The 19,130-nt window shown below is 47.3% G+C and carries 17 protein-coding genes; 14 read left to right on the top strand and 3 right to left on the bottom strand.

Features of this window, described 5'->3' with window-relative positions; genetic code table 11:
* Positions 1 to 188 precede the first annotated feature (188 nt).
* A complete protein-coding gene (locus AC0YN3_RS04625; RefSeq protein ID WP_475773913.1) occupies positions 189 to 1,118 on the top strand; it encodes a tyrosine-type recombinase/integrase in 930 nt (309 codons plus the stop codon).
* Between the two features lie 93 nt (positions 1,119 to 1,211).
* Here AC0YN3_RS04625 and AC0YN3_RS04620 read toward each other — a convergent pair whose 3' ends face one another.
* Together AC0YN3_RS04620 and AC0YN3_RS04615 are read right to left on the bottom strand one after the other, a co-directional pair.
* Positions 1,212 to 2,012: a hypothetical protein gene (locus AC0YN3_RS04620; RefSeq protein ID WP_475773912.1), complete on the bottom strand. Its 801-nt coding sequence runs from the start codon at positions 2,010 to 2,012 to the stop codon at positions 1,212 to 1,214.
* A 101-nt stretch (positions 2,013 to 2,113) separates the two neighbouring features.
* Entirely contained in the window at positions 2,114 to 2,953 is an 840-nt protein-coding gene (locus AC0YN3_RS04615) for a sugar phosphate isomerase/epimerase family protein (RefSeq protein ID WP_475773911.1), read from the bottom strand.
* 224 nt (positions 2,954 to 3,177) lie between these two features.
* On the opposite strand from AC0YN3_RS04615, the gene AC0YN3_RS04610 reads away from it, so the two are divergent.
* Positions 3,178 to 3,600 (top strand): GNAT family N-acetyltransferase, encoded by a 423-nt coding sequence (locus AC0YN3_RS04610; protein ID WP_475773910.1) that lies wholly within the window; start codon positions 3,178 to 3,180, stop codon positions 3,598 to 3,600.
* A gap of 44 nt (positions 3,601 to 3,644) precedes the next feature.
* On the opposite strand, the gene AC0YN3_RS04605 is transcribed toward AC0YN3_RS04610, so the two are convergent.
* The gene (locus tag AC0YN3_RS04605) at positions 3,645 to 4,445 is read right to left on the bottom strand and encodes an AraC family transcriptional regulator (protein WP_475773909.1); all 801 of its coding nucleotides are present in this window, start codon (positions 4,443 to 4,445) and stop codon (positions 3,645 to 3,647) included.
* 180 nt (positions 4,446 to 4,625) lie between these two features.
* Between AC0YN3_RS04605 and AC0YN3_RS04600 the strand changes: the two genes are divergently transcribed.
* From AC0YN3_RS04600 to AC0YN3_RS04545, 12 genes are all read left to right on the top strand, one after another.
* Positions 4,626 to 5,630: an aldo/keto reductase gene (locus AC0YN3_RS04600; protein WP_475773908.1), complete on the top strand. Its 1,005-nt coding sequence runs from the start codon at positions 4,626 to 4,628 to the stop codon at positions 5,628 to 5,630.
* A gap of 228 nt (positions 5,631 to 5,858) precedes the next feature.
* The gene (locus tag AC0YN3_RS04595) at positions 5,859 to 7,298 is read left to right on the top strand and encodes an SWIM zinc finger family protein (RefSeq protein ID WP_475773907.1); all 1,440 of its coding nucleotides are present in this window, start codon (positions 5,859 to 5,861) and stop codon (positions 7,296 to 7,298) included.
* Positions 7,299 to 7,319: 21 nt separating this feature from the next.
* On the top strand, positions 7,320 to 9,128 hold the full coding sequence (locus tag AC0YN3_RS04590) for a hypothetical protein (RefSeq protein WP_475773906.1): 1,809 nt from the start codon (positions 7,320 to 7,322) through the stop codon (positions 9,126 to 9,128).
* Positions 9,104 to 10,195 (top strand): ATP-binding protein, encoded by a 1,092-nt coding sequence (locus AC0YN3_RS04585; protein ID WP_475773905.1) that lies wholly within the window; start codon positions 9,104 to 9,106, stop codon positions 10,193 to 10,195. The genes AC0YN3_RS04590 and AC0YN3_RS04585 overlap by 25 nt, the downstream gene beginning before the upstream one ends.
* Positions 10,196 to 10,197: 2 nt before the next feature.
* Positions 10,198 to 12,513 carry a DUF5682 family protein gene (locus tag AC0YN3_RS04580; RefSeq protein WP_475774292.1) on the top strand — a complete coding sequence of 772 codons (2,316 nt, stop codon included), beginning with the start codon at positions 10,198 to 10,200 and terminating at the stop codon, positions 12,511 to 12,513.
* 1 nt (position 12,514) lies between these two features.
* On the top strand, positions 12,515 to 13,732 hold the full coding sequence (locus tag AC0YN3_RS04575) for a VWA domain-containing protein (RefSeq protein WP_475773904.1): 1,218 nt from the start codon (positions 12,515 to 12,517) through the stop codon (positions 13,730 to 13,732).
* Positions 13,733 to 13,840: 108 nt separating this feature from the next.
* Complete coding sequence (locus AC0YN3_RS04570; RefSeq protein WP_475773903.1) at positions 13,841 to 14,917, top strand: D-alanine--D-alanine ligase family protein; 1,077 nt, start codon at positions 13,841 to 13,843, stop codon at positions 14,915 to 14,917.
* Positions 14,918 to 14,923: 6 nt separating this feature from the next.
* Positions 14,924 to 16,096, top strand: a complete 1,173-nt coding sequence (alr, locus tag AC0YN3_RS04565) for an alanine racemase (protein ID WP_475773902.1) — start codon at positions 14,924 to 14,926, stop codon at positions 16,094 to 16,096.
* Entirely contained in the window at positions 16,048 to 16,899 is an 852-nt protein-coding gene (locus tag AC0YN3_RS04560) for a D-alanyl-D-alanine carboxypeptidase family protein (RefSeq protein ID WP_475773901.1), read from the top strand. The genes alr and AC0YN3_RS04560 overlap by 49 nt, the downstream gene beginning before the upstream one ends.
* The gene (locus AC0YN3_RS04555; protein WP_475773900.1) at positions 16,889 to 17,914 is read left to right on the top strand and encodes an acyltransferase family protein; all 1,026 of its coding nucleotides are present in this window, start codon (positions 16,889 to 16,891) and stop codon (positions 17,912 to 17,914) included. The genes AC0YN3_RS04560 and AC0YN3_RS04555 overlap by 11 nt, the downstream gene beginning before the upstream one ends.
* A 305-nt stretch (positions 17,915 to 18,219) precedes the next feature.
* A complete protein-coding gene (locus tag AC0YN3_RS04550; protein ID WP_475773899.1) occupies positions 18,220 to 18,600 on the top strand; it encodes a zinc ribbon domain-containing protein in 381 nt (126 codons plus the stop codon).
* Between the two features lie 10 nt (positions 18,601 to 18,610).
* Positions 18,611 to 19,048 carry a DUF1801 domain-containing protein gene (locus AC0YN3_RS04545; RefSeq protein ID WP_475773898.1) on the top strand — a complete coding sequence of 146 codons (438 nt, stop codon included), beginning with the start codon at positions 18,611 to 18,613 and terminating at the stop codon, positions 19,046 to 19,048.
* Positions 19,049 to 19,130 lie beyond the last annotated feature (82 nt).

Genomic DNA, 19,130 nt, shown 5'->3' with positions numbered 1-19,130 from the left:
GAATCTGACACGGGTACAAAGCAAGGGCATAAGCTCGTTGGTTGAGTTCGTTTTAGGCAAAAACATACTTAAAAAAACTGCGTGAAATACATATTTCACGCAGTTTCCTTTTATATCGACTTTTAAGCTGATATACTAGACTAGTATAACGCCTATATCATGGATATATATGGAGGAAATGAACGAGAATGGGACAGCATGAGGTTGCCGACTGTTACGGACTTGAAATGGAGCTTTTCTCTATTTGGATGAAAAATAAAGGAATGACGAAATCTACCCATCGTGCCTACATGAGCGATGTAAGCTTTTTTCTTCAGACGGTGTATCCTACCGAAACCAAAAAAATTTCCAAGATGGAAATTATGCGATACATGGCTGCTTGCCGAGAGAAGGGAGCAGGGGATGAAGCGCGAAATCGAAAGCTTTCATCCTTGCGCTCTTTTTTCAAAGCGTTAATCGAGATGGAGCATATGGATAGCAATCCGGCAGCGCTTATAGCGAAATCAAAACAGGAGAAAAATCGGATACCTGTATATTTGGAAGAAAATGAGCTGGAAGCACTCTTGCAAGCAATGAAGGGGAAGTATTATATCCGCAATGTATCAATCGTATTATTGATGGCTTACGCAGGACTGAGGGTAGGGGAGATTCACCGAATGAACGTACAGGATTTGCAGCAGGACGGATCCATACATATTTTGGGAAAAGGAAGAAAATGGCGGGTCGTACCGCTTCCTGATGCGCTAAGGCAGATGCTGAACGAAGCGCTCGCAGACCGCAGAGAATCGAAGCAGGGCAAGGAGCAGCCTTTTTTCGTATCGCAATTCGGACGAAGGCTGTCTATCCGGATGATACAGACTGTTGCAGATGAAACGATCAAACAGCTCAAGCTAACCATGCCTGCTCTTGCGGATAAGCGCATATCCAGTCATAAGCTCCGTCATTCCTTTGCAACGATGCAAATTCGCAGCGGTACCGATATACGCACGCTCCAGGAGCTGCTTGGACATGCCAGCATTGAAACGACTCAAATTTATACCCATATCGATAATAAACAGCTTCGAAGCGCGATGAATAATATATCCAGTAAAATACCAGTCCAATTCCAAAATAGATAACGTAATTATAATTATGTTAACTTAGTAACAAAAGATGAACTAATCAAAAAAACGCTTGACAGATACAGTGTAGGTATCGTCAAGCGTTTTCTGTTAATGCGCGCCGGCTACAATCAACTTTCTTCTTTCGTCTCTTTCTTCAGGCAGCATTCGCGGACAATTATAGCATTTTTGGCCATCCACTCTGCAATCATACATGCAGCATGAAGAACGAAGCATGAGCTGGCCGCCTTCAGGAACCCAAGGGTTATCAATAAAACGTGGTTTATGGATAAATGGATTGCGCTTGCGGTTAAAAACCTCTGCTGGGAGACTGAGAATGACATCCAGATCCCGTAAAAACGCATCGACTAAAGCAGGATCTTTAATATGTTCGAGCACATAATGACGTACTTCGTTGATTTGCCCACCGACTTGGCTCCAAATCATACCGGATTTCACGTCAGCACCGACTGCAACCGCTTCTACGATAGCATTGATTTCGCTCTGAAAGGAGGAGCTGAATGCTTCTTCCAGAAACGCTTTGCGCTCATCGACGGCAAGGGGAACCTCAGTCCAGCGCAGCTCCTTAATTTTGAAGCCTAGATGTGCGTGATCGTCATGGGATTCAAGCTGGTACGTTAAATTATCGAGCGACAAATCCAAGTACCGGTTGTATTGAGCGGCAAAAATGAGATTCGTGATACAAAGGTTGAAAAAGGATATGCCTACAAACGATGCCGCTAATTGAATGCTTGTCGCTTGAACCATATTTCCTGCTGTAATGAGAGTTTGATACGCGATCTCCCGGTCTCGGAAATCGGTAGCCGGAAGCTCGAGCAGCGGATGCTCCGCACCTTTCGGTGAGATATGAAAGAACATATCGACCAGCGTAAAGTCCATTTGATTCGGCATTAGCTTGCTCCTCATTTATCATAATGAAATCAAATATGGTTATGTATATGAAAAAACGATAATGATTATCATTATATTCACTATCTCAGTATAGGAGGGTGCTAGTGCGCTGTCAATACAAATGGCGTTACGATCGATTTCACTCGGTCAAGCCCTTCCCACATGTCTCCCGGTCCATCATAAATAAGAACATATGCACCATCAAACCCAGTAGAATCAACTTTACGAAGATAGCCGATAAGTTCTTCTTTATCGGGAATCCCATTTGAATCGTAGGATGGCTTCACGTGGACCGAAACGCTGAAAGGCGTAGTTGCGCCGATTTCATCTGTTTTCCCTGCTCCGTGATAGTTCCCGAAATCAGTAATGAAACCAACCTTATGGTTCGTTTGTTCGAGTATTTGGATACTGCTATCGGCAGTTGAAGTAAGCAATCTGAAGTTTTCTGTTATGACATGAACCGAAATAGATTGTCCGTAAAGCGCCAAATCGGTCAAGGCTGCAGCAGATAACCGGATTGCCGCATTGTCGGTAGGAGAGGCTTCGCCTGCCACGACTCTGATTTGCTTTGCGCCGCATAGCGAAGCGATATCGATCCATTTCTTGATGTAATGAATATCGGCTTTACGCTTATTCTCGTCCTCGGATGTTAAATCGCCATAATCGAGAAGCAGTGTATCAAACTTCATATTAGCTTCTTCGAAAGCTGCTTTGAGCTGTTCTAAATAAGCGGCTTCCGTTGACGGGAAATGAAAGTGGCAAATTTCTAGGGCCTGATAACCTCTTGCAGCAGCTTCTTTCGGCAAATCCAGCAAATCGAGGACCTTCGGCTGCTCTTGCTCTTTTACGGTATGGCTGTTCGTTTCGGAATCCCATGCGGTCATACGCAGTGGGCCGAGCAGTCGATGCAAACTCCAAGTGCTAATCGATAGGTACGACAATATTCATCCCGCCTTTTATATTAATGGTTCAACTTATGTTAGCATACCATTAAAAAAATGATAAAAACGCTCCGATATTGGTCTATAATTCCACTGGATAGTGTTTTTTTATGCTGATCAAGTTGATTGTATTTTTTGATTAATAACCATTATGCTTTATAATAAGAGGTATAGTCTGCTCGCGGGCAGGGAAAAAGAGTTTTGATAGGGAAGGAAAGAGAAACATGGAAACCAAACGCATTACGAATGAAGAACAACTGGAAGTAGCCTTTCGCATTCGCAAAACCGTATTCGTAAAGGAGCAAGGGGTAGCAGAGGAAGTAGAGCTTGACGAGTTCGAAGATGCTGCAGAACATGTGCTTGTCTATTTCGACAATGAACCGGTTGGGACTGGTCGCGTAAGAATCGTTGACGGCTATGCAAAGCTGGAACGGATTTGTGTGCTGGCGAGCCATAGGATGCATAAACTGGGGAAAGCGATCATGGATGAGCTTGAAGCGATCGCTCGCGACAAAGGCGTCAAACAAGCTAAACTGCATGGACAGGTTCAAGCTGCAGCTTTTTATGAAAAACAAGGCTATGAAGTGGCATCAACCGTGTTTATGGAAGAGAACATTCCTCATGTTAAGATGGTTAAAGATTTATAGCATTAAATAAAAAGGAGCCTGTATATACAGGCTCTTTTCTTTGTTTAAATAAGCTTCCGGCGGTAGTGGGAAGGGGATTCACCTTTGACTTTTTTGAACATTTTGGAAAATAGCAGCGGATCCGCGTAGCCTACGGAATGAGAGATGTCGGAGACTGTCAGCTGTTGATTACGCATCAAATCACACGCCTTATCCATTCGGTAATGCAACAGGTACATTTGTGGCGAAAGCTGCTCGATCTCTTTGAACAAGGACGAGAAATAAATACGATCAATGCCGATTCGTTTGGCTAATTCAGTGATGCTAATCTTGGTATAGTAATTGGCTTTAATGAATTCTACGGCTTTGCGCACATATTCATCCTTCTGCCTTGGGGGGAAACCCACTTGGAGAGGGGCCGTTAACAGATCAATCCACTCCGGGAATAGTCGGAACAGCAGGCTATGCAATATGAGCTCACTATTCTTTTCGAGCGCCTCCGCACTGGATAAAAGATCAAGCCAGGGTTCGAACCAAGAGGCAGGAGCGTATGTGAAAGTAGGCTTCTCTTTGCTGAGATGCACCTGCGCAAGCAGGCTGTCCACGCTTGTCCCTTGAAAGGCGATCCAAGAATAAACCCATGGGTCATGCTCATCCGCCTTCATCTGGCAGATGACGTTCGGGAAAACCATAAAGCCTTGGCCCTTTTTCAGATGATACGTCATGCCATTAATGAGATAGCTGCCTTTGCCTTCATGAATAAACAAGATTTTATAATGGTCCTTTACGCCGGGTCCCCAGCTGTAATTAGGCTCGCAATATTGTTTGCCGTGATAATAGTAGATTAAGTCGATTGGTTCGCACATGCTGCTCAGCTCCTGTTACTCGTTCTCATACAACTTACATTATGACATATAAATCTTGCTTGTGGACATTCCTTCCTCAACTAATTATTACTATACTGTGTAAGCAAGCAAACAAGTGAACAGACATCATTGCATGTCATTCGCATGAATGAATACCAGATGAATAGGAGACTGAATGAGATGCCATACACAGCGAATCCATCACGTTATACCGATATGCAATACAAGCGGGCCGGAAAAAGCGGAATTAAGCTTCCAGCCATATCTCTAGGGCTTTGGCAAAACTTTGGTGGCAACCAGCCGATTGAAAATTCAAGGGCAATGATATTGAAAGCTTTTGATCTGGGCATTAACCATTTCGACCTTGCGAACAATTACGGACCTCCTGCGGGTTCCGCGGAAGAAACCTTTGGCGCTGTTTACAAAAAGGATCTTATTCCATACCGTGACGAGCTGCTCATCTCAACTAAGGCAGGATATTACATGTGGGAAGGGCCTTACGGCGAATGGGGCTCCCGTAAAAATCTGTTGTCCAGCTTAGACCGCAGCTTAACGCGAATGGGTCTTGAATACGTAGATATTTTTTATTCTCACCGCCCAGACCCGGAAACACCGATGGAAGAGACGATGGGCGCGCTCGACCACGCGGTAAGACAAGGAAAAGCGCTATATGTCGGATTATCTAATTACAGCGCAGAGCAAACATTGGAGGCCGTTACCATTCTGAAGCAGCTTGGAACGCCTTGCCTCATTCACCAGCCTAATTACTCGATGCTCAATCGCTGGATCGAAGACGGTTTGCAGGAAGTGCTTAGCGAGCATGGCGTTGGTTCCATTGCATACTGTCCACTTGGCAGAGGCCAATTGACTAATAAATACGTAGATAAAATTGAAGCAGAATCCAAGCTACCCAGCAGCACAATGAAGCCTGAAGCGATTACCGAGCAAAGAGTTCAAAAGTTTCGCAGTCTTGAAGCCTTTGCTGCCGGAAGAGGACAAACCTTGTCACAGCTCGCCTTGTCATGGGCACTCCGCGAAGGAGGCGTTACCTCTGCTCTTATCGGCGTAAGCCGCGTCAGCCAAATCGAAGAAAATGTGAAGGCACTCGAAGGTGCACCGTTAACGCAGCAAGAAATAACCGAGATTGACGCGATTATGCATCAAATCGGAGATATTCCATGGTAATACAAAGCCCAGGCGCTGCTGCCTGGGCTTTTTTTATGATATTGGAATACATATCCTTTCTTAGGCCATACATTCCCTATATTTCTCGGAATGAGACGCGCCGCACCGCCAAAGGACGGCGATTGCGGTTTTATCTTCTGAAATGCTTAATCTCTCCCTAAAAGCAGGAAACAGAGCATATTTTGTGGAAATATTAGTTGAAAAACAACATAGTAGGTGAGGGAAACGATGACTGAATTAACAGCAGCTTATATTGATTCACTCGCTTTGAACGCGGGAGCAATCAAAAACGGAAATGATCTCGTTCGTAAAGGCAGTTTCCAAAAATTATGCCGCACGGAGGACGGAACGCTGCTTTTTGGGGAATGCAAAGGCAGCGGAAAGGATGCTTACAGCTGTTCGGCGGATTTCATCAAGCCCGAGCTGCCTGTTTTCCGGTGCTCCTGTCCGAGCCGCCAATTCCCATGCAAGCATATTCTAGGATTGATGTACGCTTATGCAGCTGATAAACCATTCTCCTTAGAGGAGCTGCCTGCTGATATTGCCGACAAACGGGAAAAAGCCGACAAGCGCGAAGAAAAAAAGAAAGAATCGATAGCCGCTCCCGCAACCTCGGAGAGCAGGAAGAAGGTCAATAAAAATGCGTTGGCCAAAAAGCTCGCCGCTCAATTAGAAGGTGTCGAGCTTGCGCATAAGCTCGTTCTGCAAATCGTGCAAACCGGTCTCGCGGCATTGGATAAACGTTCCATACGCATGTATGAGGATCAAGCGAAACAGCTCGGCAACCATTATGTACCGGGGCTCCAAGCCGCTGTACGTGAGATTCTCATTCTGGCAGGCTCCGCTGAGTCAATCGAGTCTATTTATTCGGAAGCAGCCGAGAAGCTAGCCTACTTGCACGGATTAATTAAACGGAGCAAAGAGCATTTGAAAGCAAGGCTGGAGGACCCCTATAAACCGATGGATACCATTACGGTTCTGGAGGAGAAAATTGGACATGCTTGGCAGCTTAGCGAGCTGCGGGAGGTTGGACGTGTTCGAAACGACGTAGAGCTCATCCAATTATCATTCCATTCCTTTACGGATGAAGCAAGGGGAGAATACGTAGATGAGGGCTTCTGGGTACAGCTTCATGACGGTGAAATCGTTACTACCAGAAACTATCGTCCTTTCCGCGCTGCTAAGCATATGAAGGAAGAGGATAGCTGCTTTCTTGTCGTTCAGTCGAAAGAACTATATGCCTACCCCGGCGATATGAACGTTCGGGTACGTTGGGAAGAAATGATGATGAGAGAGCTTCAACCTTCCGACCGAATTGCCGTACGCTCATTCGCAGAGGCAAGCTTTGCAGCTGCGATAAAAACAGTAAAAAACCAACTCAAAAGCCCACTCGCAGACAAAAACCCTGTTATGCTGCTGCATGCAACGCAGCTTGCCCATACAGATAACGGGTATGCCCTTATTGATGGACAAGGCGATCGGCTGCCGCTTGCAACGATTAGGCGATTAAAGGATGCGACGATGGACCTCCTTCCATTTTTGGATCAGGAAAGCTTGATCGAAACCGCGGTACTTGTGATGTTCGAGGATCATATCGCAGAGGGCAAGCTGGTAGCACAGCCGCTAGCTCTTATTAACGAGAGGGAAACGATTCGTTTATTCTATTAATAGAAGTCGAAGGAGCAGAATATGAGTATTCCATTATTGCGAGAACTGCATGATGATGTACGCAGGCTTATGGTTGCAGGAGCAAGTATGGCATTGGAGGACACCCGTCTGAAAAGAGCACTGCCGCAGCTTCAGCTGCTGGGCGAAAAAGCGCCAATCTTCAGACGGGTAGCTGAAGAGGTAAGCAGCACTACCGAATCACGGCCGGAACATGCCGCAGGCAAGCTTCTTGATCTGGCTGTGCTGCTTCAAGCAGTGCTTCACACGCAGAGCTCGACCGATACGCCAGGAGAGTTAGTTCCGGTCGGAACTACGCAAAGCAGCGAGGCAGGTACAACGATTACTTATCGCAAGCTTAAACCTTTATTGGATGCGTTAACGCTGCGCGGGCCTGGACGGCTTGAAATCATTAGGCAAGGCAAGGAAGAGGGCTCATTCGCCGATCTGAGAACCTATCTTCCAGCTGTCCTTGCCTTGCGTGACAGTTATGCGGAGATTGCCGATTATGTTGCGGAGCATGTCATCCCAACCTTAGGCAAAGCGGTGCTTCCTATTCTTCATCAAGCATTCAACCGTGACGGAAACAGTGGCGATGCGAGAATTTTGTTTGTACGCTACAAACTCAGCGATAACCCCGAAGAGCTTTGGCCATTGCTCTCATCGGTCGCGAAAGAGGCAGCGCTTCCCGTTCGGTTGTCGGCCATTTCGTTAATGCCGGGCTCGCCTCATTTCCAGAAGGAGCTGCTTGAGCTTTCTTATTCAAGGAAGAAAGAAATACGCGAAGCATCGCTGAACGCATTATCCAGCTGGACATCGCCTGAAATCGATGACCGCTTCATGGAAGCGTTGATGGGCAAGGATGCTGATCTAGCATTATGGCCCATTCAAGTGAGTGATTCCGTGCCGCTGACAGAGAAGCTTCTGGACTATGGTCGATCCCTCATTGAACAATCGGTGCCCGATAGCCATGCAATGGGTATGCGAGAGAATCTCGCTCGCGTCCTGCATGGTCTTAAACCTAGGGCTGACCAGCCTTCGGTTATCGCATTTCTATTGAAAGCCTTGGACAATAATGAGCTAGAGTTCAAAGGGACAGAATCATTATCCGGCGAAGCCGCGAATTTGTTATTGCACTCCAATGACAAGAATGCGCTATTCTTCCTTCACGAGTTAAGAGATAACAAGCCATACTTTATTGGTTATTCACTAAAAGCCGCTCTACATATTTATGATTCAGTCGAAGTTTATAACTTGTATGAAAGATATTTCACTACGAAAAAAGGCAAGTATGCCAGTGATCTTCTTCAAGCCGTGCATCAGTATGCGGCGAATCCGCTTATCCCGATATCTTTTGACAACCAGATAGCCAAGTCGTTTTCATGGGACGAGCGGTGGGTGGATCGTTTTATAGATTTGAATGAAGAGGAATTGGTATGTCGCATAGTGAAAACGCCGAGTGAAAAAGTGATCGCCTATCTACTTGAAAAGGCTAAGGTTTCACCGCAGCTGCTGAAGCCGCGCACGATTCAGATTTTCTATGCTTTATTCAGACTTGGACATAGAGACACACCGGAATTAGTACTGTCTGCCCTGGAGCTTGCGACGAAGAAATCCTATTACTATTTGGATCGTGATTCGCAATTTATCGTAGCGATGCTTCCAAACAGGTATGCTGAACAAGTATCAACGATTGCAGAAAAAATCACTTATGAATACGGAAAAAACCAGCTAAAGCAGCTAGCCGAGCATATCGCCTCAAAACCTGCGGAATTCGAGCAGAACCAAGAAGGAGCGGAATTTCTATCATGGATAAGAAACAAACTATCTTAAGGCAGCCGGCCGAGCTGCTGTACGCCCATGAATTAGATGCGTTAAAAGCCCATGACAAAGGAGAGAAACCGGCAGGCTGGCAGCTTTCACCGCGCTCGGTGCTCACTTTCATCATAGGCGGTCAAGCAGGCGATGTTGCCATTACTCCCAAATATATTGGGCATACCCGACTGGTTGAAATCGCAATCGCTACTTTGTTAACGGATCGCGCGCTGCTGCTGATCGGTGAGCCTGGGACGGCAAAGTCCTGGTTATCCGAAAACTTGACCGCTGCAATTCATGGTGATTCCTCCAAAGTCATTCAAGGAACGGCGGGGACAAGCGAGGAGCAGGTTCGGTATTCCTGGAATTACGCGATGTTATTGGCAAATGGACCGACCGAAGAGGCTCTGGTAAAAAGCCCGATCTACCGTGCTATGGAAGCGGGAGGCATTTCGAGATTCGAAGAAATATCCCGTTGTGCCTCTGAAGTTCAGGATGCGCTTATTTCCATCCTATCCGAGAAAACGATCTCCGTCCCGGAGCTGGGCAGGGATGTTCCGGCAGAAAGGGGCTTCTCCATCATTGCGACCGCGAATACGAGAGACCGAGGCGTCAACGATATGTCGGCTGCCCTGAAGCGCCGCTTTAACATCGTCGTACTACCGGCTCCGTCGGACTTGGAGACAGAGGTCTCCATCGTTCGCAAGCGCGTCAGCGAAATCGCAGCCAATTATCGGCTTGGGGAGGCTGTTCCGGAGGAGGAGGCAATCCGTAAGATCGTCACTATATTTCGGGAACTGCGCGGCGGCATGACGCTCGACGGCAAGGAAAAGCTGAAGCAGCCTTCCGGTGCAATTTCTACGGCAGAAGCAATTTCTTTGCTCATTAATAGCATGGCGCTTGCAAGCAGCTTCGGGGACGGGCTTGTTGCGGAGGAGGATCTAGCCGCTGGACTGCTTGGCGCCGTCGTCAAGGATGAAGCGAAGGATGACTCGGTTTGGAAAGAGTATTTGGAAAACGTGATGAAGAAGCGGGGAGCCGAATGGAGAGGGCTATATCGAGCTTGCCGTGAGCTGAGTTCGTGAGCGTGGGTGCCGCAGCAAAGTGCGGCGTTCACATTTTTGGCATTCGCCATCTATCGCCAGCCGGCGCTGCCCACTTGATTGAATTTCTGAATGAGACTAAGCCGCAGCTCGTTCTAGTCGAGGGACCGTCTGACGCGACGAAGCTAATCAGTCAAATTACGCTAAGTTGCGTGAAGCCGCCGATTGCGATACTTGCCTATACCGAGCAGCTGCCGATTCGCACCGTTGTTTTTCCATTAGCTGCATATTCACCTGAATATCAAGCTTTTCAGTGGGCAGCGGCACATGGCGCTGAAGCAAGATTCATCGATTTACCGTCTGATGTATCTGTCAGTCTGCATGCCAGCAGGAGAGCTGCGATAAGGGAAGAGAATGAAAATGCGCGTGAGTTTTACCAACAATCAAATAAACGGTATGAGCTGGTGGCTGCGCTAGCCGGTGAGCCTGATTACGACACCTACTGGGAGCGGCATTTCGAGCATATGACCTCTCACCATGCGTATCGGAATGCCATTCAAGCCTTCTCTCAGGAAATGCGTCAGCTATCTGAATCAGAAGAACGGATGCATACGCCTCTTGAATCGGCTCATAATGAAATTCGTGAGGCCTATATGCGAACGCGAATCGCCGAAGCGATCGCTAGCGGAGTTCCAGCTGATCGCATAGTCGTTGTTACTGGTGCATATCATGCATCCGCACTGCAAGCAGATCATGCATTGATGACGAAAGCGGAAGAAGCTTCATTGCCTTCCGTATCAACAAAGCTTACGTTGATGCCTTATTCGTATTACAAGCTTTCCACTCACTCTGGATACGGAGCAGGCAATTTGGCGCCTTCATACTTCGAGCTGGCTTGGCAATGCGCAATAGAACGTGACCCCGAGAAGCTTCCATCTCTTTACTTGGCGTCGATTGCCGGACATATGCGAGCCAGCGGTTCTTTTCGTTCGGCAGCTTCTGTTATTGAAGCAGTTCGCCTTGCGGAATCACTAGCTTCCTTGCATGGCGGCAGATTGCCGGCTCTAAAGGATCTTCATGACGCAGCAATTACCTGCCTCGGGTACGGCGAGCTTTCAAACGTAGCGGATGCACTCGCAAGAACGGAAATAGGCACCGCAATTGGCTCATTGCCCGAAGGGGTTAGCCAAACACCGATTCAGGATGATCTGAACCGAAACTTGAAAATGCTGAAGCTGGAGAAATATAAAACGACGGTTGCCACGGATCTCGAGCTAGATCTGCGGGAAAACCGCAGAGTGAAATCCGAGGAGGCGGCATTCCTTGATCTGAGGAGATCTTTTTTTCTGGAGAGGCTTCAATTGCTGGCAATAAGCTTTGCCCAAAAAAGGGCAGTCAGGCAGGACGGCGCAACCTGGGCTGAGAACTGGGTGCTGCGATGGACGCCTGAAGCTGAAATCGAAGTTGTTGAATCCATCATGAAAGGCGAGACGATAGAGCTTGCCGCTGCTTTCTTCATTAAAGAATCGTTATCGCAGTGCAAGAATACGTTACAAGCGGCTGAGCTTGTCAAAGCAGCTTGGAACTGCGGACTTCCATCCTCCATGGAGGATGCACGCCAGATGCTGCAGGAGTTAGCCGTTGATGCCGGAGATTATGCGCAGGTTGCCGGAACATTGAGGGAGCTGTCTCTTCTGGTACAATTCGGCGATGTACGCAAAATGGACACGGCGATTTTAGTACCGCTGCTTGAGCAGCTGTTTCTGCGAGGAACGCTGCTGCTCGTTGATTCCGCGGCATGCAGCGACGATGCAGCTGCTGATATGTCGAGCGCCATTATCGATATGCATGCGGTAGCACAGCAGCATTATGACGTTGTCGATGATGTCAGATGGGTTTCGCAGCTCGAGGAGCTCGCCTACCGCGATGATCGTAATGCCAAGCTGTCCGGTCTTGCCTTCGCTCTGCTCCTTGAGCGAAGCCTTATCGATAATGAACGATTGGCGAGGGAGGTATCCCGAAGGCTATCCCCAGGCATACCCGCTGATATCGGAGCCGGGTGGTTTGAAGGCTTGTCCCTAAGAAACCGTTACGTGCTACTCTCTCGCAGGCAGCTCTGGGAGCAGCTTAATCATTACACCGCATCGCTGGATGATGAGCAATTCCGTCGCTCTTTAGTCTTTCTTAGAAGAGCCCTTGCATCCTTCGAGCCAAGAGAGAAGAATGCGATCGCCGAATTGCTTGGCGATGTATGGGGATTTGGCGCATTGGAATCCGCGGATGCCTTGCAGCGCCCGCTTACCGGCGAGGAGCAACAAAAATTGGACGAGCTCAATGAGTTCGACTTTGGAGACCTATGATATGAGCGATAATGAGCAATTCGAGCAATTAAAGCGTTGGCGGCTAATCCTTGGGCAAGCGGCAAATGATAAACTGACGGGCATGGGTAATGGGCGGCAGCTTCTTGACGAGGAGCAAACGTTGATGGATGAAGCGCTTGCGGCTATTTATGACGATACGACGGATGACATTTCCAACAACAGCGGGAGAAATTCGGCAAGATCAGCTGGCTTAGGCTCCTCATCGCCCAAGCTTTCTAAGTGGCTCGGGGATATCCGCAGCTTCTTTCCTTCTGATATCGTGTCGGTCATTCAAGCCGATGCCATTGATCGAAAGGGATTGACGCAGCTGTTTTTCGAGCCAGAAACACTAAGTCAAGTTAAACCGGATATCAGAATGGTGGCAACGCTTCTATCGTTAAAGGGAAGAATTCCCGAGAAAACAAAGGAAACGGCAAGAATACTCGTTCGTGAGGTCGTGGATGAGATTATAGCGCGGCTTGCCCATGAAATCCGTCGTGCCGTTACGGGCGCGCTCAATCGCCGGAAGCATTCACCGCTTCCATCCATAACCGGTTTGGATTGGAAAACGACGATACGGCGCAATCTCAAGCATTATGACCCAGAACGGCAGCTGCTCATTCCGGACAAATTTTATTTTTTCGAACGTGCGAAGCGCAGCAAGGAATGGACCGTCATCCTCGATATTGACCAAAGCGGATCTATGGCTGATTCCGTAATCTATGCTTCGATCATTGGTTCTATATTTGCCAGCCTGCCATCACTTGATACGCACGTCGTAGCTTTCGATACGGAAGTAGCAGATTTAAGCGAGCAGTGCGCGAATGATCCCGTCGATATGCTGTTTGGCATACAGCTTGGCGGCGGTACGGATATTAATAAATCCGTTCAGTATTGCGAACAGTTCATCCATGATCCGAAGAAATCGCTATTCATCTTAATATCCGATCTGTACGAAGGCGGCAACCAGTCAGCACTCATACGACGAATGGAAAATATGCGCCAATCCGGCGTTAGCGTCATATGCTTGCTTGCTTTGTCCGATGGCGGGGTGCCTTCATACGATGCAGAGCTTGCAAAGCGGTTTTCCGGCTTAGGCATTCCATGCTTCGGCTGTACGCCGGACCGACTTCCTGAGCTGATTGCTGGAGCGTTGCAAGGGCAGGATTTGCTTGCGCTAGCCGGAGCAATTGCGAATACGGGTAGAAAAAGCATATAAACAATTTAAGGATTCTTAAGACTTATTTAAACTTTAATTACAAGCCTCTTAAACGTTGAAGGTTATCTTTAGTAATAGATAACGAGTCAACTTTAGGAGGTTTTTTTTGTGAGAACAAAGCTGTATGTCCTATACGGCGGCAAATCCGTCGAGCATGAGGTTTCGCTGAAAACGGCATATACCGTCATTCAATCCATAGATGAATCCAAGTTTGAGGTTTTCCCGGTTTATATTACGCGTGAGGGCATTTGGTCCGTACCTGAAAAGTTGGATCTGGGAAGGCTGCGGCCAGACGATCTAGCCGCAAAGCCAAGGGCTGCCGGAATTCCGGAATCGATGGGACGAATTCTTCTGAATCAATTGTCTTTGCCGGGGCGAAAGGTCGTAATGCCGCTGTTGCACGGCTCGAACGGGGAGGACGGAACCGTTCAAGGCTTGTTGGAACTTCTAGGCGTTCCGTATGTAGGCAATAACGTTCTATCGTCCGCGCTTACAATGGATAAAGCGATTTCCAAGCAGCTGCTGGCTGAAGCTGGCATTCGGCAAACCGATTACGTTGTTTTCCGTTATGAGCAGTGGCTTGAGGATCGAGGACAGCTGCTTCAAAGGGCGGAAGATCGTTTAGGATTTCCTTGCTATGTGAAGCCAGCTTCACTTGGTTCAAGCATTGGCATAAGCAGATGCATGGATAAGCACCAGCTGGCGGCGGGAATTATCGAAGCTTTCAAATATGACAACAAACTTGTGCTTGAAAAAGAGATTTCGGGCAGGGAAATTCAAGTAGCGGTCATGGGCAATGAGAAGCCTTTAGCCTCTTTGCCTGGTGAGTTCATACATGAACATGCGTTTTTTGATTTTGATTCCAAATATTTGGACAAGCAGCTGATCATGTCGATTCCGGCACAAATATCCGAAGAGCTGACCTCGGAAATCAGAAAAATAGCCATACAAGCCTATCAGCTTCATGGCTGCTGCGGCCTTGCCCGCGTAGACTGTTTTCTTGATGGAGAAGGCAGTTTGTACGTAAACGAAATTAATGCGCTGCCCGGGTTCACGAATCAAAGCATGTATCCCGTCATGTGGGAACGAACGGACGGGACCCCATATTCAGCATTAATTGAGAAGCTTATTGATTATGCTTTCACACGCCATGCGGAAAAAGAAACTATTCTTTATACGAGGTGATTCCAGATGTACAGAGATACTTGGGCTGTGATCAACTTAAATCATATACGTGCCAATTTGACCGTTATTCGCCAATCGCTTCCCGCGCAAGTTAAGCTCATGGCCGTCGTGAAAGCAAACGGTTATGGCCATGGCGATGTTGAATCTGCCCGCAGCGCAGAGCTAGCAGGTGCTGATTATCTAGCCGTCGCTTATTTGGATGAAGCGATTCATCTACGTACGGAAGGAATTATGCTGCCGATTCTTATTCTGACTCCGATTAAACCTGATGATGTACAGCTGGCCATCGCCTTTGATTTGATGCTGACGGTTACAAGCGCAGCATGGTTCAAAGCGATGAGAGCCTTCAAAGCGGAAGCATCCTGCTCAAAGCTGAAAGTGCATGTGAAAATGGATACGGGACTCGGTAGAATCGGCATTAAGACGAAAGCGGAATGGGACGAAATGGTGCCATGGCTCCGAGCGGCGGACATTGTGGTTGATGGTTTTTACACTCATTTCGCTACCGCAGGCAAAGAGGAAACTGCTTTTCTTGAGCAGCAAGCCGATCGGTTTAAGACGATGATGGCTTGGAGCGGGTGCTCCAATATCCAGGTTAATCATTTCCATTGCGCAGGCAGCGCCGCAGCTCTGCGTTTCCCGCAATTAGCGCTTGATATGGTGCGTATCGGTGCAGCGATGTATGGCTTTTATCCACAAAAGCTCGTTTCACACTTGCGGCTTGAACCGGCGCTTAGCCTGCACAGCCGATTGATTCAGGTGAAAAGGCTGATGAAAGGTGAATTCCTAGGTTATGACAACTGGTATCAAGCAGAAGCGGACGAATGGATTGGAACCATACCTATTGGTTATGCGGATGGATGGTCGCAGCGCATGCAGCAGACCGAGGTGCTCATAGAAGGAAAGCGTGCGCTGATCGTTGGGAAAATCTGCATGGATCAGCTTATGGTGAGATTGCCGGAGTACTGCGAAGAAGGGGCAATGGTAACCTTGATTGGCAAGCAAGGGGATGAGGAAATCACGTTCAGTGAGCTAGCTGCCCATATCGGTTCGGTATCACAGGAAATATCAACGTCATTAACAGCAAGAGTTATTAGAGATTACAGAGGCAAAAAGGAGGCGGAAGCCAAATGGGGCAAAGAAATCCTTCCCTACACTTCGAGCAACGTCCTTATGTAAAGCATTCCGCGGTGCAAGCAAGCCGCAGCGAAATACATGATGGCTCGCTCGTCTTGGTGAACCGAGCCAATCCGATTCAGCAATCACTCTCGCCGGACAAGCTGCAGGCGTTAAGCATATATCCGAACCTCAACGAGCTGCATGATGGTATGCTTCTCGAGAAAAACTGTCTCCAGCAATTGGTCGCGCTACTTGATGCATGCGAAGGCACAGAAGATATCGTAGCGGTAAGCGGCTATCGGACTAAGGATGAACAAGAACAGATATACGCAAGCTCATTAATAGAGAACGGTCCTGAATACACGGCATGTTATGTGGCTAAACCCGATCAAAGCGAGCATCAAACCGGTCTCGCCATCGACGTTGGAAAACGTAACAACTTTGTTGATTTCATTGCGCCATCATTCCCAGATAGCGGGGTTTATCGGCATTTCAAGCAGCTAGCGGCACAATTCGGTTTTATTCAGCGTTATAAAAAAGGGAAAGAATCGATAACGAACATTTCCTGCGAGCCCTGGCATTTTCGTTACGTTGGCTTTCCGCATGCGGAAATTATGGAGAAAAATGATTTTTGCTTAGAGGAGTACATCGAATGGATGAGAAGCTACTCGTATGCCGGTGAACGCTTTGAATATGAGAATGAGACGCTGAAGGTTGCCATCTATTTCGTACCTGCCGAAGACGCGCCATCGACGACTGTTCCGATCGTAAGCTGCGATCTATACCGAATTTCCGGCAATAATAGCGACGGTTTTATCATTTCGGCGTTTACTGGAAAGGGACATCAAGTACGTGAACAATAAGCGGAGCGAAAGCGGACTGGACTGGTTGAAGTTCGCGGCAGCATTGTTAGTTATTGCTAACCATACGGGTCCGTTGCTGTCCTTTAACGAATATGCTGATTTTCTCGTAAGCGGCATTTTATCACGCATAGCCGTGCCCGTTTTTTTTATGTCCTCCGGTTATTTTTTCTTTCGAAAGCTAACCGGTAAAGCAGCAGTCGACCAGAAAGCACTTATGAAATATGCGAAAAAAATTGCCTATTTATATGGTATTTCCATCTTGTTATATGTTCCATTGAACGTATACACCGGCTATTTTTCAACAGATTTTACGGTTTACTCTTTTATGAAGGATCTTGTTTTTGATGGTACATTCTATCATTTGTGGTATTTGCCAGCGCTTGTTCTCGGTCTATGCCTGACTTATATGCTGTACCAAAAGCTGTCCATGCGATGGCTGGCTGCCGTGGGCGCTTTGCTATTTATGCTTGGTTTGCTAGGTGACAGCTATTATGCTTTAACAGAAAACGCAGCGGGCTTAAAGCTGATGTATGACGGCATGTTCCAAGCGTTCGATTATACCCGCAACGGTTTATTTTACGCGCCAATATTTCTTATTCTTGGCGCATGGGCAGCGAAACGTCCGAAGCCCGAAAGAAAGCCGATAGCTTCTGCGGGTCTGTTTCTCTTATTTCTCGGATTTATGTTTGTCGAAGCCATTCTGCTGCATGAAGCCAATTTCCCTCGTCATGATAGCATGTATATCTTTGCGATTCCGGCAACCTATTATTTGTTTCAATGGGCGCTGACTTGGAAATGGCGCTTTAACAAGGAATACCGTGAATGGCGCGTATGGATATATATCCTGCACCCGCTAGCGATTGTGCTGGTCCGCGGAACAGCGGAAGCCGTACATCTTGAAAAATGGTTGATAGCCAATCATTTGATCCATTTTGCCGCTGTCTGTGTAGCATCCATTATAATGGCTGCAGCAGCAGTGCGAATATCCGTCATAAAATCCAAATTTCGACCATAGATATGGTAGTGGGAGATGTTCGTTAGGCAAGTTAGACGAGAGGAGAAGCCGAGACGAAGGAGCATTACCTGCAGCTGGGAGGGATTGCAATGAGTGTCGATCTGCTCATTCAACTGCTCATGCTTATCGTAATGATCATCGATATGGCTAACCGATCAAAGGATTCGTAATGATGAAAGGCAAAGCATCCTAGCGGGTGTTTTGTCTTTTTGCTTTGAAATATAGCGCACATAAAGGAAATGATTGTCTTTCAGCGAATGTATAGGACAAGCGATACCAATATGAAACAGGAAAGGAGCTGCCTTATGATCGAATGCCCGTGGTGCAGCAATCCAGTCATTTTGGATGGAAACATCTGTCCGGAATGCAAACATGAGGTAATGCCTGAGCATTTGGAAACAAACGCAACCGATCAAGACCAATCCGAAAACCATTCTGATACCCATCTGCTGGATTTAGGAAAAGAGACCATAATCGCGAATCATTATTCCTGCGTCAAATGCCGGCACGCGGAATGCGATATCGACGAAATCGCAACTACCGGCGCTGGTTTGAGCAAATTGTTCAATGTACAATATCATCATTATTTATTTGTTTCCTGTACGCAATGCGGCTATGTCGATTTATATAACCCTATGTATTTGTCCCAGCTGACTGGCGGCAACCATGTGAACGAGGAGGATTAAATAAAAGCGTATGCCTGCAAAACGTATCGATCCGGAAAAAGAAAGCCAAAAAATACAAGCTGGCCATCAGCAAGTCATCGATTTTTTGAGTGCGCTCGAGCATCCGCTCAAAAAGGAAGTGGAGGAGGTACGGAGGATCATATTGAGTGTGAATGAATCCATTACGGAACATATTAAATGGAATGCGCCAAGCTTCCGCTATAATCTGGAGGACCGCATAACGCTTAATTTGCAAGGTAAAGGGTTCTTTCGCCTGATCTTTCATTGCGGGGCGAAGGTAAAGACGCAACCAGATAATGAGCGCATCATTGACGACAAAACAGGCTTGTTGGATTGGGTTTCAAACGATAGAGCTATTATAAAGCTAACGGATTGGAATGATTTACAGTCAAAGAAAGAACAGCTCAAGGAAGTGGCTGCCGCTTGGCTTGCCGCTGCGAATAAGTAACAGGAGAGACCGTTCACCGTTAAGGTCCATTTAACAAGGGTTCAAAGACAAGCCAAACAACGATGCAGTCCCATGCATCGTC

The organism is Paenibacillus sp. J22R232 (assembly GCF_056269165.1).
The sequence above is the reverse complement of the archived record's forward strand: the minus strand, read 5'-3'. Positions and strand labels throughout refer to the sequence as shown.

What these genes read in the sequence shown, in the direction of transcription:
- AC0YN3_RS04585 (WP_475773905.1), top strand. Translation starts at nt 9,104, where the DNA reads ATGGATAAGAAACAAACTATCTTAAGGCAGCCGGCCGAGCTGCTGTAC.
- AC0YN3_RS04625 (WP_475773913.1), top strand. Translation starts at nt 189, where the DNA reads ATGGGACAGCATGAGGTTGCCGACTGTTACGGACTTGAAATGGAGCTT.
- AC0YN3_RS04605 (WP_475773909.1), bottom strand. Translation starts at nt 4,445, where the DNA reads ATGTGCGAACCAATCGACTTAATCTACTATTATCACGGCAAACAATAT.
- AC0YN3_RS04595 (WP_475773907.1), top strand. Translation starts at nt 5,859, where the DNA reads ATGACTGAATTAACAGCAGCTTATATTGATTCACTCGCTTTGAACGCG.
- AC0YN3_RS04600 (WP_475773908.1), top strand. Translation starts at nt 4,626, where the DNA reads ATGCCATACACAGCGAATCCATCACGTTATACCGATATGCAATACAAG.
- AC0YN3_RS04620 (WP_475773912.1), bottom strand. Translation starts at nt 2,012, where the DNA reads ATGCCGAATCAAATGGACTTTACGCTGGTCGATATGTTCTTTCATATC.
- alr (WP_475773902.1), top strand. Translation starts at nt 14,924, where the DNA reads ATGTACAGAGATACTTGGGCTGTGATCAACTTAAATCATATACGTGCC.
- AC0YN3_RS04560 (WP_475773901.1), top strand. Translation starts at nt 16,048, where the DNA reads ATGGGGCAAAGAAATCCTTCCCTACACTTCGAGCAACGTCCTTATGTA.
- AC0YN3_RS04545 (WP_475773898.1), top strand. Translation starts at nt 18,611, where the DNA reads ATGCCTGCAAAACGTATCGATCCGGAAAAAGAAAGCCAAAAAATACAA.
- AC0YN3_RS04610 (WP_475773910.1), top strand. Translation starts at nt 3,178, where the DNA reads ATGGAAACCAAACGCATTACGAATGAAGAACAACTGGAAGTAGCCTTT.
- AC0YN3_RS04590 (WP_475773906.1), top strand. Translation starts at nt 7,320, where the DNA reads ATGAGTATTCCATTATTGCGAGAACTGCATGATGATGTACGCAGGCTT.
- AC0YN3_RS04575 (WP_475773904.1), top strand. Translation starts at nt 12,515, where the DNA reads ATGAGCGATAATGAGCAATTCGAGCAATTAAAGCGTTGGCGGCTAATC.
- AC0YN3_RS04550 (WP_475773899.1), top strand. Translation starts at nt 18,220, where the DNA reads ATGATCGAATGCCCGTGGTGCAGCAATCCAGTCATTTTGGATGGAAAC.